The 14,623-nt window shown below is 66.3% G+C and carries 13 protein-coding genes; 6 read left to right on the top strand and 7 right to left on the bottom strand.

Annotated features, from left to right (window positions below):
- Window positions 1–58: 58 nt before the first annotated feature.
- The 5 genes from BHK69_RS16430 to BHK69_RS16410 all read right to left on the bottom strand — a co-directional run bounded on the left by BHK69_RS16430 (window position 59) and on the right by BHK69_RS16410 (window position 4,864).
- Window positions 59–778, bottom strand: coding sequence for an ABC transporter ATP-binding protein (locus tag BHK69_RS16430; RefSeq protein WP_199578912.1), 720 nt, complete (start codon window positions 776–778; stop codon window positions 59–61).
- A 2-nt stretch (window positions 779–780) separates the two neighbouring features.
- Window positions 781–1,530: an ABC transporter ATP-binding protein gene (locus tag BHK69_RS16425; RefSeq protein ID WP_069691033.1), complete on the bottom strand. Its 750-nt coding sequence runs from the start codon at window positions 1,528–1,530 to the stop codon at window positions 781–783.
- The gene (locus BHK69_RS16420; protein WP_069691032.1) at window positions 1,527–2,474 is read right to left on the bottom strand and encodes a branched-chain amino acid ABC transporter permease; all 948 of its coding nucleotides are present in this window, start codon (window positions 2,472–2,474) and stop codon (window positions 1,527–1,529) included. Before BHK69_RS16420 ends, BHK69_RS16425 begins: the two co-directional genes overlap by 4 nt.
- Window positions 2,474–3,367, bottom strand: a complete 894-nt coding sequence (locus BHK69_RS16415) for a branched-chain amino acid ABC transporter permease (RefSeq protein ID WP_244548220.1) — start codon at window positions 3,365–3,367, stop codon at window positions 2,474–2,476. Before BHK69_RS16415 ends, BHK69_RS16420 begins: the two co-directional genes overlap by 1 nt.
- Window positions 3,368–3,559: 192 nt before the next feature.
- A complete protein-coding gene (locus BHK69_RS16410) occupies window positions 3,560–4,864 on the bottom strand; it encodes an ABC transporter substrate-binding protein (RefSeq protein ID WP_069691030.1) in 1,305 nt (434 codons plus the stop codon).
- A gap of 237 nt (window positions 4,865–5,101) precedes the next feature.
- On the opposite strand from BHK69_RS16410, the gene BHK69_RS16405 reads away from it, so the two are divergent.
- From BHK69_RS16405 to BHK69_RS16395, 3 genes are all read left to right on the top strand, one after another.
- On the top strand, window positions 5,102–6,292 hold the full coding sequence (locus BHK69_RS16405; RefSeq protein WP_069691029.1) for a CaiB/BaiF CoA transferase family protein: 1,191 nt from the start codon (window positions 5,102–5,104) through the stop codon (window positions 6,290–6,292).
- Window positions 6,293–6,447: 155 nt separating this feature from the next.
- Complete coding sequence (locus BHK69_RS16400; RefSeq protein ID WP_069691028.1) at window positions 6,448–7,605, top strand: acyl-CoA dehydrogenase family protein; 1,158 nt, start codon at window positions 6,448–6,450, stop codon at window positions 7,603–7,605.
- Between the two features lie 194 nt (window positions 7,606–7,799).
- The gene (locus BHK69_RS16395; protein WP_069691027.1) at window positions 7,800–8,660 is read left to right on the top strand and encodes an HTD2 family dehydratase; all 861 of its coding nucleotides are present in this window, start codon (window positions 7,800–7,802) and stop codon (window positions 8,658–8,660) included.
- Window positions 8,661–8,666: 6 nt separating this feature from the next.
- Here BHK69_RS16395 and BHK69_RS16390 read toward each other — a convergent pair whose 3' ends face one another.
- Window positions 8,667–9,293, bottom strand: a complete 627-nt coding sequence (locus BHK69_RS16390; RefSeq protein ID WP_069693719.1) for a glutathione S-transferase family protein — start codon at window positions 9,291–9,293, stop codon at window positions 8,667–8,669.
- Window positions 9,294–9,405: 112 nt separating this feature from the next.
- Here BHK69_RS16390 and BHK69_RS16385 point away from each other — a divergent pair, with 112 nt between their 5' ends.
- The 3 genes from BHK69_RS16385 to BHK69_RS16375 all read left to right on the top strand — a co-directional run bounded on the left by BHK69_RS16385 (window position 9,406) and on the right by BHK69_RS16375 (window position 13,477).
- Entirely contained in the window at window positions 9,406–11,361 is a 1,956-nt protein-coding gene (locus BHK69_RS16385; protein ID WP_069691026.1) for a bifunctional 2',3'-cyclic-nucleotide 2'-phosphodiesterase/3'-nucleotidase, read from the top strand.
- Between the two features lie 2 nt (window positions 11,362–11,363).
- A complete protein-coding gene (locus tag BHK69_RS16380; RefSeq protein ID WP_069691025.1) occupies window positions 11,364–11,975 on the top strand; it encodes a hypothetical protein in 612 nt (203 codons plus the stop codon).
- Between the two features lie 170 nt (window positions 11,976–12,145).
- Window positions 12,146–13,477: a GDSL-type esterase/lipase family protein gene (locus BHK69_RS16375; protein WP_083269486.1), complete on the top strand. Its 1,332-nt coding sequence runs from the start codon at window positions 12,146–12,148 to the stop codon at window positions 13,475–13,477.
- Between the two features lie 211 nt (window positions 13,478–13,688).
- On the opposite strand, the gene BHK69_RS16370 is transcribed toward BHK69_RS16375, so the two are convergent.
- On the bottom strand, window positions 13,689–14,588 hold the full coding sequence (locus BHK69_RS16370) for a LysR family transcriptional regulator (RefSeq protein ID WP_069691024.1): 900 nt from the start codon (window positions 14,586–14,588) through the stop codon (window positions 13,689–13,691).
- Window positions 14,589–14,623: the final 35 nt, after the last annotated feature.

Below are 14,623 nucleotides of genomic sequence, written 5' to 3'. Positions count from 1 at the left end.
GCAGCGCGGCCCCTCCTGGATTGCTTCGCTGCGCTCGCAATGACGGCGCCGGCGCGTCTCAACGCATCCCCGCCGCTGCCAGCGAACTTGCCGCGAGCCCGCCCTCGACTTCGGTGACCTCGCCGCGCTCGATCGCATAGGCGCGCTCGGCGAAATTGCGCAGCAGGCTGGGGTTGGATTCGGTGATCAGCAAGGCGATCTCGGGATGGCTGTCGCGCAGGGTGCGCAGGGCAGCGGCATAGCGGTTGGCCAGCACCGGGGCCAGCCCCTGAAACGGCTCGTCGAGCAGGATCACCCGGTTACCGATCATCAGCGCGCGCGCCAGCGCCGCCATCTTGCCCTGCCCGCCGGAGAGGCCTGCCGCGGGGCGATGGCGTAGATCCGCCAGTTCCGGCAGCACGGCGTAGATACCGTCGAGCCGCCGCGCGATCTCGGGCGCGCCGAGCTTCATCACCTCGGCCGGCAGGCGGATATTCTCCTCGATGGTGAAGGTCGAGAACAGGCGGCGATCTTCGGGCGCATAGCCGATGCCCAGCCGCGGCCGCTCATGCGGCTTCACCTCCAGCAGCGGCCTGCCGTCAAAGGCGATCGCGCCTGCCGTGACCTTCATGAAGCCCATGATCGCGCGCAGCAGGCTGGTCTTGCCGGCGCCGTTGCGGCCGATCAGGGCGACCGTCGCGCCCTCGGCCAGGGCGAAATCGACCTTGCGCAAGACCTGCACGCCCTCGATCTCGGCCGAGAGGCCCTTGATCTCCAGGATGTCCTTGGTGCGCGGCATGATCAGACGACCTCCCCGATCACGCTCTCGCGCACGTCCGGATGGTTCAGGATCTCCTCGGGCGAGCCTTCCAGCGCGATCCTGCCGCCCGACCAGACGGCGACGCGATTGGCGTAGCGCGCGACCACATCCATGTCGTGCTCGACGAAGATCGCGGTGGTTGCGCGGGCGTCGAGCGCGCGGGTCAACGTATCCATGACCTGGAATTTCTCATGGCTGGAGACGCCGCTGGTCGGTTCGTCCATGAAGATCAGATTCGGCTCCAATGCGAGCGCGAGCGCGATATCGATCAGCTTGCGCATGCCCTCAGGCAATTCGCGCACGATGCGGTGGCCGGTGTCCTTCAGCCCGACGATCTCGAGCAGCGCCCACATCTCATCGATCTTGGGATGCTTCGTGAGCTTGAGGAAAGGCGACCAGCTGCCCTCGCGGGCGCTCAGCGCCAGCAGCAGGTTCTCGATCACCGTGTTCTCGAGGAAGAGCTGCGGGATCTGGAAGGAGCGGCCGATGCCGAGCCGGGTGATCGCGCGCGGCGAGAGCGCGGTGATATCCTGGCCTGCGAAGATGACCCTGCCCGACTGCGGCTTGATGTAGCCGGTGCAGAGATTGATGAAGGTGGTCTTGCCGGCGCCGTTGGGGCCGATGATGGCGATGCGCTCATTGGCCCGGACCTGAAGGCTCGCGCTATTGGCGGCCTGCACGCCGCCGAAGCGCAGTTCAAGGTCGCGGGCTTCGAGGATGAACTCACTCATCGCGCGGCCTCCCCGGAGGCGCGCTTGCGGCCCGCGATCAGCCCGTAGAGCCCGCTCGGGGCGAAGAAGATGATCACGAGCAGCATGATGCCGAGCACGGCGTGCCAGGTCTCGGGCGCATAGACCGCCGCATAGCCGCGGATGATCTGGAACATCAGCGCGCCCAGGAACGGGCCGGCGACGCCACCGACCCCGCCGAGGATGGCGATGAAGACGAACTCGCCCGAGCGTATCCAATAGGCCAGCTCCGGCGTGACATGCCCGGAGACCAGCGCGATGATCGCCCCGCCCAGCCCCGCCAGCAGCCCTGAGAGCAGATAGGCGCCATAGAGCACCTTGCGGCTGGAGACGCCGAGATATTCGAGCCTGGTCTCGTTCGACTTGATCGCCTCCAGCGCCTTGCCGCCGGGCGAGGCGAGATAGCGCGCCACGAACAGCGCGGCGACCGCGGCCAGCGCCAGGGTGATGTAGAACATCCAGAACTCGAAGCTCTCGCGCTCCAGCGTCATGCCCAGAAGCGTCGGGCGCGGCACGCGCTTGCCGTCGGCTCCGCCGGTGATCGAGAACAGCTTCTCCAGCAGCGAGAAGAACACCATCGAGATGGCGAGGTTCAGCATGCCGAAGAAGATCGCCCGGTAGCGCACGATGAAGAGGCCGACCAGCGCCGCGACAAGTCCCGAGGCGGCGGTCGCGATCGGCACCAGCAGCAGCACTTCATGGCCGAGATGGGCTGCGGCCATGAAGGCGACGACATAGGCGCTGAAGGCGAAATAGAGCCCATGGCCGAAGGAGACCTGGCCGGCGCGCAGCAGCACCAGGATGCCGAGCGCCGCCAGCCCCTCGCAGAGCGCGACCGTCAGGATCACCGTCGACCAGGGGGAGAGCAGCGGGAAGGCGACGAGCGCGATCAGGAGCCCCGCGCCGATGAGATATTGGCGCGACATCAGACCTTCCTCGTCTGCACGGTGGTGAAGAGGCCTTCCGGCTTGATCAGCAGCACGACGACCATGATGAGATAGGGGATCAGCACGTCGAATTCCGGCGCGAAATAGACTGCGGCGGAGCGCCCGAGCCCGATCATCAGCGCCGCCACCGCCGCGCCCTCGATGCGACCGAGCCCGGCCGTGGCCGCGACCGCGAAGGATAGCACGATCATCCCTGAACCGATGCCGGGCGTCAGCGAGGTCGTGGCCGAGGACAGCGCCCCGCCGAGTGCCGCCAGGCTCGCGCCGATGATGAAGGTGAAGAGGTAGATCCGGGTCGCGTCGATGCCCATCGCCATCGCCGCCTCGCGGTCCTGCGTCACCGCGATGATGGCGCGCCCGAAACTCGTCCGGCGCAGAAACCAGCGCAGGCCCAGCAGCACGACAAGCGCCACCAGCGGGATCAGGATGAGCTGATAGCTGGTGTAGAAGATGCCGAAGACCTCGACGGTGCCGAGCCAGTTCATCGGCGCATTGGCGAAGAGCGGCTGTGTGCCGAAGACGACCTTCTGCGCATCCTCCAGGATCATGAAGACGGCGAAGGTGACGAGGAGCTGCAGCACCTCCTCCTTGCCGTAGATGCGCCGCAGCAGCAGCGCCTCGACCGTGCCGCCGACGACCACGCCGACGAGAACGGCCGAGATCAGGAACAGGGGGAAGGCCAGCCAGGTCGGCAGTCCCATCCCGGCCGCCGCCAGCACGGCCGAGGCCGCGACATAAGCGCCGATCGCATAGAACGAGCCGTGGGCGACGTTGAGCACGCCGAGCACACCGAAGATCAGCGACAGCCCGACCGCGACCAGGAAGATCAGCGAGCCATAGGCCAGGCCGTCGAGCGCGGCGAGAAGGATCATTTCTGGAGGCATTTAGGGATCGTTCTTGGGTTTTCGATTCAAGCTCTCGCCGTCTTTGCGAGGAGCAAAGCGACGAAGCAATCCAGGGGCGTCGAGCGAGACCTCTGGATTGCTTCGCGGAGCCTGTACTCGGGCTTGCCGAAGGCAAGACCCGGGTGCTCGCAATGACGGGAAGGGTTCAGAGCGAGGCCGTCACTTCACGTAGTCGAACGTCTCGATCGACTTGTCGTTGACCAGCTCCGGCTTGACCTTGGCGAACCAGTCCAGCGACTTCTCGCCGAGCGGCGTGGTCACCAGCTTGCCGGGGTAGAGCGCGATCTTGTCGTAGACCGCGAAGGGGTATTCCGGCACGCGCTTGGTCGTGCCGAGCATCTGGTCCTCCAGCCCCTGATGGTCGGAGCGGATCGTGATGGTGCCGGTCAGCGACTTGAACTCCAGCCCTTCGAAGGCTGCGATGACCTGCTCCTTGCTCGGCCATTTGCCGCCAGCCGCGGCTCCGGCCTTCTCATAGGCCTTCACCAACCCGGTCACGGCCTGGTTCATATGGAAGGTCGGATAGATCGGATAGGCGCCGGTCTTGGCCTTGTAGGCCTTCACGAAAGACTGCATCTCGGCTGTGTTCTTGTATTTCGGATGCAGGAAATAGTGGTCGCCGCGCGAGCCGACGATGACGCCCTCCGGCAGGACGGCGCCGAGACGCTCCAGCGAGCTTTCGGCCAAAGGCAGCACGAAGGTCGACTGCTTCAGCAGCCCGCGCGCCGCCGCCTGCTGCACGAAGGTGTCGAGATCGCCGCCCCAGGAGGTCGAGATCACGACATCGGGCCGCAGCGCCGAAAGCCTGGTGATCTCGGTCGAGAAATCGGGCGCGCCGAATTTCGGGAAGAGCTCGGCGACGATCTTCACATCGGGCTTCAGCGCCTTGAGCCCGGCCTGGAGCAAGGCCCAGGATTCACGGCCCCAGGCATAGTCCTGGTTGACCACCGCCACCGTCTTGAAGTCGGGCTTCACCTTCATCAGGTAGAGCAGCGTCGCCATCATCTCGGCGCCCGCATGGCCTTGGGTGCGGACCGAGTATTTCCACTTGCCCTCTTCGAAGATGGTCTGAGTGCCGCAATCCCACATCACATTGACGACCTTGAGGTCCTCGGCGACGGGGGCGAGCGCATTGCAGGAGCCCGACGAGATCGCGCCCAGCATGATTTGCGCGCCCTGATCCTGCACGACGCGGCGATATTCGGAGATCAGCTGGTTGGTGCCGGCGCCCTCATCGACATAAACCGGCTTCACCGGCACGCCCAAAATGCCGCCCTTGGCGTTGATCTCCTCGAAGAACAGATCTGCCGCGGCCTTGCCGGGTACGCCGAACACCGAGGCCGGCCCCGACAGGAAGGTCGCGATGCCCACGACCAGCTCCTTGGGCTTCTCCTGCGCGGCGGCCGGCAATCCCAGCAGCGCCGTTGCCGCAAACAGCGCAGCCGCCAGCTTCGTCCTGACCATGTTTCTTCTCCCTGAATTCCTCGTGGAACGCGCTCTTGCCGGCGCGTTGCCTAGGTCGAAGGGGCGCATGGGCGAGGTAAAGCCACAAGTAGGATAAAGCGATGAAGGCCATAGCGAGAACCTATAGAACACCGCCGCCCGCCCGGTTTTCGCTATGGTCCCCATCGCAAAACGCTATTTGACTTGCGACGTCGAGATGGTCGCTTTCGGCCGTATCAAAGACAGGCCGGCTCAACGATGACGAATGCTCTCGATGGAATTCTGGTAGTGGCGCTGGAGCAGGCGGTGGCGGTGCCCACAGCAACCTGCAAGCTCGCCGATGCGGGGGCGCGCGTCATCAAGCTGGAGCGGGCCGAGGGCGATTTCGCGCGCGGCTATGACGACTACGCCCGCGGGCTCTCCTCCTATTTCGTCTGGATCAATCGCGGCAAAGAATCCTGCCGGGTCGACCTGAAGCAGCCGGACGACCGCGCCATGGTCGAGGCCATGCTGGCTGAAGCCGATGTCTTCATCCAGAACCTCGCGCCCGGCGCGACGACGCGTCTGGGCTTGGGCGCGACCGAATTGCGCCAGCGCTATTCCAAGCTGATAACCTGCGACATCTCCGGCTACGCGCCCGGCACGCCGCATCACAGCCGCAAGGCCTATGACCTGCTGGTGCAGGCGGAATCGGGTCTTTCGGCCATCACCGGAACCGAGGATTCCGGCCCCTCCCGCATCGGCGTCTCGATCGCCGACATCGCGACGGGCCAAGCCGCCTATGCGGCGATCCTGGAAGCCCTGCTGCGGCGGGCGCGGACCGGCCAGGGCTCGGCGATCCAGCTCTCGCTGTTCGACACGCTCGGCGACCTGATGAACGTGCCTTATCTGACGCGCCGCTATGGCGGCATCGAGCCGCCGCGCGTCGGTCTCGCCCATCCCTCGATCGCGCCTTATGGCGTCTTCGCCACTGCCGACGGCAACATCCTGATCTCGATCCAGAGCGAGCGCGAATGGCAGATCCTGGCGCGCGAGGTGCTGGGCAGCGAGGCACTGGCGAGCGATCCGCGTTACGCCAGCAATGTGCTGCGCGTGCGCGAGCGCAAGGCGCTCGATGCGGCGATCGGGGCGATCCTGAGCGCGCGGCCCTTCGCCGAGGTCGCAGCCGCGCTCGACCGCCACGCCATCGCCTATGGCACGGTCTCCAGCGTCGGAGACCTGATCACACATGTTGCGGCGACCACGCTGACGGTGGAGACGCCGGCTGGCCCCGTCGAGGTGCTGGCGCCGCCGGTAATCGTCGATGGCGAGCGCATCGCGATGCGGCGCGTGCCGGCGCTCGGCGAGCATGACGAGGCGTTGAGGGCCGAGTTCGGGGGCCCGTCGCATGGTTCAGGAACCTCGCCGTCATCCCGGGCAAGCGCAGCGCAGACCCGGGATCCATCGTAGGGCCAATCCTTTGACGGGTCTGGCTCTACGATGGATCCCGGATCGGCGCGGCGGAGCTGCGTCCTTGGGCCGGCCGAAGGCCGGACCCGAGGGCCGCTTGTCCGGGATGACGCGGAGGTTGGTCAGACACAGCAGCGAGACGAGCCACGAAGACCATGCAACACACTCCCAATCACACCGATATCCGCGACGCCGTCGCAAAACTCTGCGCCGGCTTTCCCGGCGAATACTGGCGCAAGCTCGACCGCGAGATGGCCTATCCGACAGAGTTCGTCGCTGCGCTGACGCAGAGTGGCTTTCTCTCGGCGCTGATCCCGGAGGAGTATGGCGGGGCGGGCCTCTCGCTCTCGGCCGCCACCGTGATCATGGAGGAGATCCAGCGCCAGGGCTGCAACGGCGCCGCCTGCCATGCGCAGATGTACATCATGGGCACGTTGCTCAGGCACGGCTCACTTGGGCAGAAGCAGAGCTATCTGCCTGGGATCGCCTCGGGTGAATTGCGCTTGCAGGCCTTCGGCGTCACCGAACCGACGAGCGGCACCGACACGACGTCGCTGCGCACGACTGCGCGACGCGAGGGCGACCATTACGTCGTCAACGGCCAGAAGATCTGGACGAGCCGGGCGGCGCAATCGGACCTGATGCTGCTGCTCGCCCGCACCACGCCGCGCGAGGAGGTCGCCAAGCGCACCGAAGGTCTCTCCGTCTTCGTGCTCGACATGCGCGAGGCCTCGAAGGCCGGCCTGACCATCCGGCCGATCCGCACGATGATGAACCACGCCACCACCGAGGTGTTCTTCGACAATGTCCGCGTGCCGGCGGAAAACCTGATCGGCGAGGAGGGCAAGGGTTTCCGCTACATCCTGTCGGGCATGAACGCCGAGCGCATCCTGATCGCCGCCGAATGCGTCGGCGACGCCAAATGGTTCATCGAGAAGGCCTCCGGCTACGCCAAAGAGCGCCAGGTCTTCGGCCGGCCGATCGGCCAGAACCAGGGCGTCCAGTTCCCGATCGCCAGGGCCTACGCCAATATGCGCGCCGCCGAATTGATGGTGCGCGAGGCGGTCAGGCTCTATGAGGCTGGCGAAAACTGCGGGGCGGAAGCCAACATGGCCAAGATGCTGGCGGCGGACGCCTCTTTTGAGGCGGCCAATGCCTGTATCCAGACCCATGGCGGCTTCGGCTTCGCCGAGGAATACGACATCGAGCGCAAGTTCCGCGAGACCCGCCTCTACCAGGTCGCGCCGATCTCGACCAATCTGATCCTGTCTTATCTCGCCGAGCATGTGCTGGGCATGCCCAGGTCGTATTGAAACCTGTTTTGAGGAAGGGCGCGGGGAACCCCTCTCCTGTAAGGAGAGGGGCAGGGGTGAGGTGTAGGCCAGATATCGTTGGCTTGAGCCGTCCGCGGTGAGACCGTCGCTTGGCTGGTCAAAGGGCCGACCCCTCACCCTGCCCTCTCCCTACGGGAGAGGGTTCCCCGCGCCCATACATCCAAGGACGCGCTATGAACATCACCCACCTCAAATCCTGGATCGGCAAGTCGATGGAGGCCTCCGACATCGTGACGCCACGTCTCGTGCAAAGCTTCGCCGCGACCTTCGCGCCGCATCTGGCGCCCTATCCCGAGGGCGAGGCGCCGCTCGCCCTGCATTGGTGCCTGGCGCCGCCGATCTCGCCGATGAACGCGATCGGCAGCGACGGTCACGCCGCCAAGGGCGAATTCCTGCCGCCCGTGCCATTGCCGCGCCGGATGTGGGCCGGCGGGACGATCGAGACGCTGGCCCCCTTGTGCGAAGGCGATCTGGTGACGCGCCGCTCCAGCATCGCCGATGTCAGCTTCAAGGAAGGCCGCACCGGGCCGCTCTGCTTCGTCGCGGTCGATCATGAGATCGTCACGGAGCGCGGCGTGGCGCTGCGCGAGCGCCACGATATCGTCTATCGCGAGGCGGCAAAACCGGGCGATCCGGCGGCTGCGCCCGCCCCAATCGAGACGCCTGCCCTAGCCGAGCCGGAAGCCGCCGATCTCGCCTGGGAGGTCGCGTCGAGCCCGGTCTTCCTGTTCCGCTATTCGGCGATCACCTTCAACAGCCACCGGATCCATTACGACCTGCCCTATGTCACGAGCGAGGAAGGCTATGCCGGCCTCGTCGTGCATGGGCCGATCCAGGCGACGCTGATGCTCAACATCATCGCGACGCTCTCGGCCGGCGAGCCGATCAAGTTCGACTATCGCGGCGTCAGCCCCCTGATCGCGGGCGAGCCCTTCAAGGTGAAGGCCAGGCGGCTGCCCGATGGCGCGATCAAGGCCTGGACGGAAGGCGCGGACGGGCGCCTGCGCATGGAAGGCGTCAGCCGGGCGGGCTGACGCATCTCAGGACGGCGGAATGAAGGGCTGGGAGATCTCCTGGAACAGCGGCAGGGCTTCGTGCCGGTCGGCATGGGCGGCGAGCGCTGGGTATTCGGCCCAGGACACCAGCCCCGGATGCGCCTCGCCCAGAAAACGCAGCGCGACCGCAACGGCGATATCGGCATGGCCGATCCCGCCACTGAGCCAGTATTCGCCCGCTCGGCCGGCGCGATCGGTTTCGAGGACGCCGAGAACGGCGAGGATCTGGACGCGGCACCTGTCGGCCCAGAGATCCGAGATCTCCCGGTGCAGCCGCTGCTCGTAGAACAGGCTGACGGCCTTGTCGGCGAGCCCCATGGCGAGCGCCGCGACCCTCACAGCGCGATGCCGGGCCGGCTCCTGCCGCGGGAACAGCGCGCGCTCGGCCGGCACGAGACCGTCGAGGAAATCGATCGCGCTCGGGCTGTCGACCAGCACCGCGCCATCGTCCAGAACCAGCGTCGGCACGCGCGTCAACGGGTTATAGCTGCGGATCTTGTCGGCGTCGCCGAAGACCGACCAGGGCCGATGCTCGAAGGGCAGGCCGTAGAGCTTCAATGCAATGGCAACGCGCCGCACGAACGGGGAATCATACTGGCCAATCAGGATCATCGCGCGCCTTGTCGAATTGCCGCCTTCCGGCCGGAACAGCGTCATCTTCCACGTGTCACGCCAGCGCCGCAATGCTAGCTTCTCGTCCGCCCAACGAGATCAGGAGCCAGCTATGTCAGGCGAAACGCAATTCAACCGCCGTGACACGCTGAAGGCGGGAGCAGCGATAGCCGCAAGCGCCGCCCTGCCCACGATCGCCACCGCCCAAGCTCCCGCACGGATGAAACTGCGCCTGCTCGAGACGACCGATCTCCACGTCAATGTCGTGCCTTACGACTATTTCCGCGATGCAGCCGACGACACGGTCGGCCTTGCCAAGACCGCGAACCTGATCAAGGCGGCCCAGGCCGAGGTCAAGAACAGCATGCTGTTCGACAATGGCGACTTCCTGCAGGGTTCATCGCTCGGCGACTACATCGCCTACAAGAAGGGGCTGAAGGCCGGCGACACCCACCCCATGCTCGCCGCCATGAACGCCCTGCCCTATACCTGCGGCACCTTCGGCAATCACGAGTTCAATTACGGGCTCGAATTCCTCGACAACGGCATCGCCAAGGCCGAGTTCCCGCTGGTCTGCGCCAATATCGAGATGACCAGCGGCTATCCGATGGTCGATCCCTGGCGCTTGTTCGAGCAAAGCTTCGAGGACGAATCCGGCGCCCAGCACGTCCTCAAGATCGGCGTGATCGGCTTCGTGCCGCCGCAGATCATGCAATGGGACAAGGCCAATCTCGACGGCAAGCTGGTCGCGGGCGACATCATCAATGCGGCGACGAAGCATCTGCCGGAGTTGCTGAAGGCCACGCCCGACATCGTCGTGGCGCTCTGCCATTCCGGCATCGCCGGCGGCGAACGCAAGGGCATGGAGGAGAATGCGGCGCTGCATCTGGCCAAGCTCGACGGCATCGACGTCGTCCTGACCGGCCACCAGCATCTGGTCTTCCCCGGCGGCAAGGCCTTCGACGGCATTGCCGGCGTCGACAACGTCAAGGGTTCGCTGCACGGCAAGCCGGCTTGCCAGCCCGGCTTCTGGGGTTCGCATCTCGGCATCATCGACCTCGATCTCGAAAAGCGCGGCGAGCGCTGGCAGATCGCCGATTTCAAGGTCGAGCCGCGGCCGATCTACGAGCGCACGCCCGACCGCAAGATCGTGCCCAAGGCCGCAACCGACGCCGCCATTCTCGCCTCGGTGAAGACCGACCATGAGGCGACGCTGAGCTATATGCGCGAGCCGGTGGGCGCGACCCTGAGCCCGATCAACAGCTTCTTCGCGCTGGTCACCGACGATCCCTCGATCCAGATCGTCACCGACGCCCAGGCGGCCTATGCCAAGGGGCTGATGGCGCAGACGCCGATGAAGGCGCTGCCGATCCTCTCGGCCGCCGCGCCGTTCAAATCCGGCGGGCGGGCGGGGCCGGCCTTCTTCACCGACATTGCCGCCGGGCCATTGGCGCTCAAGAACATCGCCGACATCTATCTCTACCCGAACACGGTGCAGATCGTGAAAATCACCGGTGCGCAGGTGCGCGAATGGCTGGAGCGCTCGGCCGGCATCTTCAACCGCATCGACCCCGCCAGGACCGAGGAGCAGCCGCTGATCAACGAGGGTTTCCCGGCCTTCAATTTCGATGTGATCGACGGCGTGACCTATCACATCGATGTCACCAAGGCCTCGCGCTATGACGGCGACGGCAAGCTCGTCGCGCCCGATGCCCACCGCATCGTCGACCTCGCCTTCCAGGGCAAGCCAATCGACGAGGCAGCCGAGTTCATCGTCGTCACCAATAATTACCGCGCCTCGGGCGGCGGCAATTTCCCGGGCACCAGGACGACCGTGGTGCTGGAGGCGCCCGACCTCAACCGCGACGTGGTCGTGCGCTACATCCTGGAGAAGAAGACGATCGATCCCAAGGCCGATGGCAACTGGGCGATCGCGCCCTTGCCGGCCGGGGTCAACGCCACCTTCGTCACCTCGCCGGCTGCCGCCGGAAAGCTGCCCGCGGGGCTGAAGGCCGAGGCTGCGGGCGATGGCGGCGAGGGCTTTGCGAAGTGGCGGTTGAGGGGCTGAGCGTGAGGGCTTTTGCCGCCGCGCTCTCGTTCTGCCTGCCTCTCGCGGCGACCTGCGCTGCCCAGCAGCCCGAGGTGCTGAGTTGCATCGGCCCTTTCGCCCGCGCTGCCAACGAGGCGGCGCTGGTCAAGGCGTTCGGACAGCAGAATGTCGCGCGCGCCGAGATCGATGTCGGCGAGGGCATGACCGAAGCGGGAACGATCGTCTATCCGCGCGACCCGAAACGGCGGCTCCAGGTGCTCTGGCACGAGAGCAAGGCGCGCAGCCGGCCTGCCTCGATCAGCATCCCACTGGGCGCCATCTGGCGCATCGACGTGCCCGGCGTGCAGCCTCCGATCCGCCAGGGCATGACGCTTGCCGAGGTCGAAGCCGCGAATGGCCGCCCCTTCGAGATTCTGGGCTTCGGCTGGGACCGGGGCGGCCATGCCGGGGACTGGAAAGGCGGCCGCCTTTCCAAGCCCGACGGTGGCTGCGAATTGTCGCTCCGGTTTGATCCCGAGCCCGGCTTCCTGGCCATGGAGGCGATTTCGGGCGACAGGCCGTTCAGTTCGGCCGATGCACGGATGCGGGCGGTGAAGCCGGTCGTCGTCGAGGTCCGGCTGAACTGGCCGTGAGAGTAGGTTGGGGTGTTGTCCCGCTAGCTCACGCGCGGCACGCCGCAGAGCGCGCGGCACGCTACTGCTCGGATGAGCCCAAGGACTTGTGGGCCCAAGCACTTCTGAGCCCAAGGACTTGCCGCATCTCCTGCGAGCCAGCATGCTCTCGAAAAAATCGGGAGGACCACATGCTGCGGATCATCTTGGCCATCATGACGCTTCTATCGGGACTGGCGGGCGACGCCATGGCGCAATCGGGCACTCTTGCCTGGAAGACGAGTTGGACTGCCTCCGCGCAAGGGCCCTACCCCATCGGGAATCCTTCAGCCCAACCCGACCAGCGCTTCGCCTTTCCCGATCCGGCCGCGGGCGCGAACGACCAGAGCTTTCGCCTGATCCTGCGCCCGAGCCTGTGGGGGCGACAGGCCCGGATCCGCCTGACCAATGCCTTCGGCACGAGACCCGTGACCTTCGATGATGTCCATGTCGGGCTGCAGCTCGGCTCGGCCGCGCTTGTTCCCGGCAGCAACCGGCCCGCGACCTTCGCCGGCAAAGCCTCCTTGACGCTCGAGCCCGGTGCGTCGGCCTGGAGCGACCCGGTCGATCTGCCCTTCGCGAGCGATCCGGCCTCGCCGCTGCTGCAGGGCCGCAAGCTCGCGGTCTCCCTGCATGTCGCGGGCGAAAGCGGCCCGATGACCTGGCATGCCAAGGCGCTGCAGACCTCCTATGTCACAGCGCCGCGCACTGGGGCAAAGGGTTCGGAGGAAGGCGAGGACGCCTTCATCAACCCCACCGCCTCCTGGTTCTTCGTCGATGCGCTCGACATGCAGGCGCCGGCCGACACGCCGGTGGTCGTCGCCTTCGGCGATTCGATCACGGACGGCACGGCCTCGACCATGAATGGCGACGATCGCTGGCCCGACGTGCTGGCGCGCCGCCTCTCCCAACATTTCGGCGTCAACCGCGTCGCCGTGGTGAATGCCGGCATCGGCGGCAACCAGATCGCGGGACCGGCCGAGTATTCCCCAACCAAGCCCTTTCCGGGCGGCCCGGCGGCCACCCAGCGGCTGGAGCGCGACGTGCTCTCGCTTTCGGGCGTCACCAGCCTGATCTGGCTGGAAGGCATCAATGATTTCAGCAAGAACGGCAACGCAGCGGCTGAACCCGTTCAGAACGCCATGCGCGACGGCATCGCCAAGCTGCGGGCGCGCGGCATCCGTACCGTAGGGGCAACGGTCGTATCGGCCCTCGGCAGCACGAGCCCGGCCCATGGCCACCCCGAGCAGGATGAGAAGCGCAAGGCCCTGAACGCCTTCATCCGCAGCCCCGGCAGCTTCGACGCCGTGGTCGATTTCGACGCGGCGACGCTCGATCCCGCGACCGGTGGCCTCAAACCCGCCTTCGTGCCGGAGGCGACGACGGGCGGGCCGGGCGACAAGCTCCACCCCAACCGGACAGGCTATCAGGCGATGGGCTTCGCCATCGATCCCGCCGCGGTCGTGCTAGGGCTGAAGCGGTAGACCGCTTTCCGCACAGCCTGAATCGTCATTGCGAGCACCCGGGTCTTGCCTTCGGCAAGCCCGAGTACAGGCTCCGCGAAGCAATCCAGGGGACGTAGAGCGAGACCTCCTGGATTGCTTCGCTGCGCTCGCAATGACGGCGAGGTTCAAGCTAAATCATCGGAATCGAACAGCGCGGGGCCGGCTCAGTGCGCCAACCAGGAGCGGGGCGTCAAACACCGCCCGCGACATTGACTGCTGCCATCAGGCGCATCCGGGTCAGCCTGCCCCGGCTCTCGACCAGGGCATCAGCGAGAGCAGCCGCCGGGCCGCGCAGGACGCGCGCCGAGCCGACCACCACGAACTCGACTTGGCCAAGCGCCGGCAGGCCGCTCGCCGCCGATATGTCGGTGAGGCCCTGTGGCATCAATCGGCGCGAATGCGGCATGACGCCCAGGCCAGCGAAGACAGCGGCGCCGAGCCCACTCAGGCTGCCGGAGGTGCAGGCGATGCGCCAGGAACGGCCGGCCCGATCGAGCGTCGCGATAGCGATCTCGCGGGTGACGCTGGGCGGCGGGTAGAGCACAAGCGGCACGGGCTGCTTCGGATCGAGCGCCTGACCAGCCCCGACCCAGGCGAGATCGTCACGCAGCACCGAGCGGCCACGGGCATCACCCTCGCGGCGCTTGCAGAAGATCAGGTCGAGCGCACCGTGATCCAGCGTCTCGTAGAGCGTCTCGCTCAATCCCACGGTCAGTTCGAGATCGACGAGGGGATGACCGCGCACGAAGTCGCGCAGCAAATTGGGCAGGCCCGAGAGCACGAAATCCTCCGAAGCGCCGAAACGCAGCCTCTCGCGCGTCTTGGCACCGGTGAAGTAGCTCCGCGCCCGCGCATCGGCATCGAGGATGCGGCGGGCGAAGCCCAGCATCGCATCGCCGTCGACGGTCGTTTCCAGCGAATGCGTGTCGCGGTTCAGGAGTTTGCGACCGGCCGCAAGCTCCAACCTTCGGACATGGTGGCTGACCGTCGGCTGGCCGAGATTGAGGCGCGCAGCGGCCCGGGTGAAGCCGCCCTCCTCCACCACCGTAATGAAGCTGCGCAGCAGGACAGGGTCGAAAGGGTGCGGCATGGCTGGCGCCTTTCATTGCGAAACGTAATGACAAT

Source organism: Bosea vaviloviae (assembly GCF_001741865.1).
Classification (GTDB): Bacteria; Pseudomonadota; Alphaproteobacteria; order Rhizobiales; family Beijerinckiaceae; genus Allobosea; species Allobosea vaviloviae.
Note: the sequence above shows the minus strand (reverse complement) of the source record. Positions and strands in the feature narration are given on the sequence as shown.

Excerpts from the sequence above, each read along its gene's own strand:
- BHK69_RS16430 (WP_199578912.1), bottom strand. The coding sequence starts at position 778 with ATGCCGCGCACCAAGGACATCCTGGAGATCAAGGGCCTCTCGGCCGAG.
- BHK69_RS16425 (WP_069691033.1), bottom strand. The coding sequence starts at position 1,530 with ATGAGTGAGTTCATCCTCGAAGCCCGCGACCTTGAACTGCGCTTCGGC.
- BHK69_RS16420 (WP_069691032.1), bottom strand. The coding sequence starts at position 2,474 with ATGTCGCGCCAATATCTCATCGGCGCGGGGCTCCTGATCGCGCTCGTC.
- BHK69_RS16415 (WP_244548220.1), bottom strand. The coding sequence starts at position 3,367 with ATGATCCTTCTCGCCGCGCTCGACGGCCTGGCCTATGGCTCGCTGATC.
- BHK69_RS16410 (WP_069691030.1), bottom strand. The coding sequence starts at position 4,864 with ATGGTCAGGACGAAGCTGGCGGCTGCGCTGTTTGCGGCAACGGCGCTG.
- BHK69_RS16405 (WP_069691029.1), top strand. The coding sequence starts at position 5,102 with ATGACGAATGCTCTCGATGGAATTCTGGTAGTGGCGCTGGAGCAGGCG.
- BHK69_RS16400 (WP_069691028.1), top strand. The coding sequence starts at position 6,448 with ATGCAACACACTCCCAATCACACCGATATCCGCGACGCCGTCGCAAAA.
- BHK69_RS16395 (WP_069691027.1), top strand. The coding sequence starts at position 7,800 with ATGAACATCACCCACCTCAAATCCTGGATCGGCAAGTCGATGGAGGCC.
- BHK69_RS16390 (WP_069693719.1), bottom strand. The coding sequence starts at position 9,293 with ATGATCCTGATTGGCCAGTATGATTCCCCGTTCGTGCGGCGCGTTGCC.
- BHK69_RS16385 (WP_069691026.1), top strand. The coding sequence starts at position 9,406 with ATGTCAGGCGAAACGCAATTCAACCGCCGTGACACGCTGAAGGCGGGA.
- BHK69_RS16375 (WP_083269486.1), top strand. The coding sequence starts at position 12,146 with ATGCTGCGGATCATCTTGGCCATCATGACGCTTCTATCGGGACTGGCG.
- BHK69_RS16370 (WP_069691024.1), bottom strand. The coding sequence starts at position 14,588 with ATGCCGCACCCTTTCGACCCTGTCCTGCTGCGCAGCTTCATTACGGTG.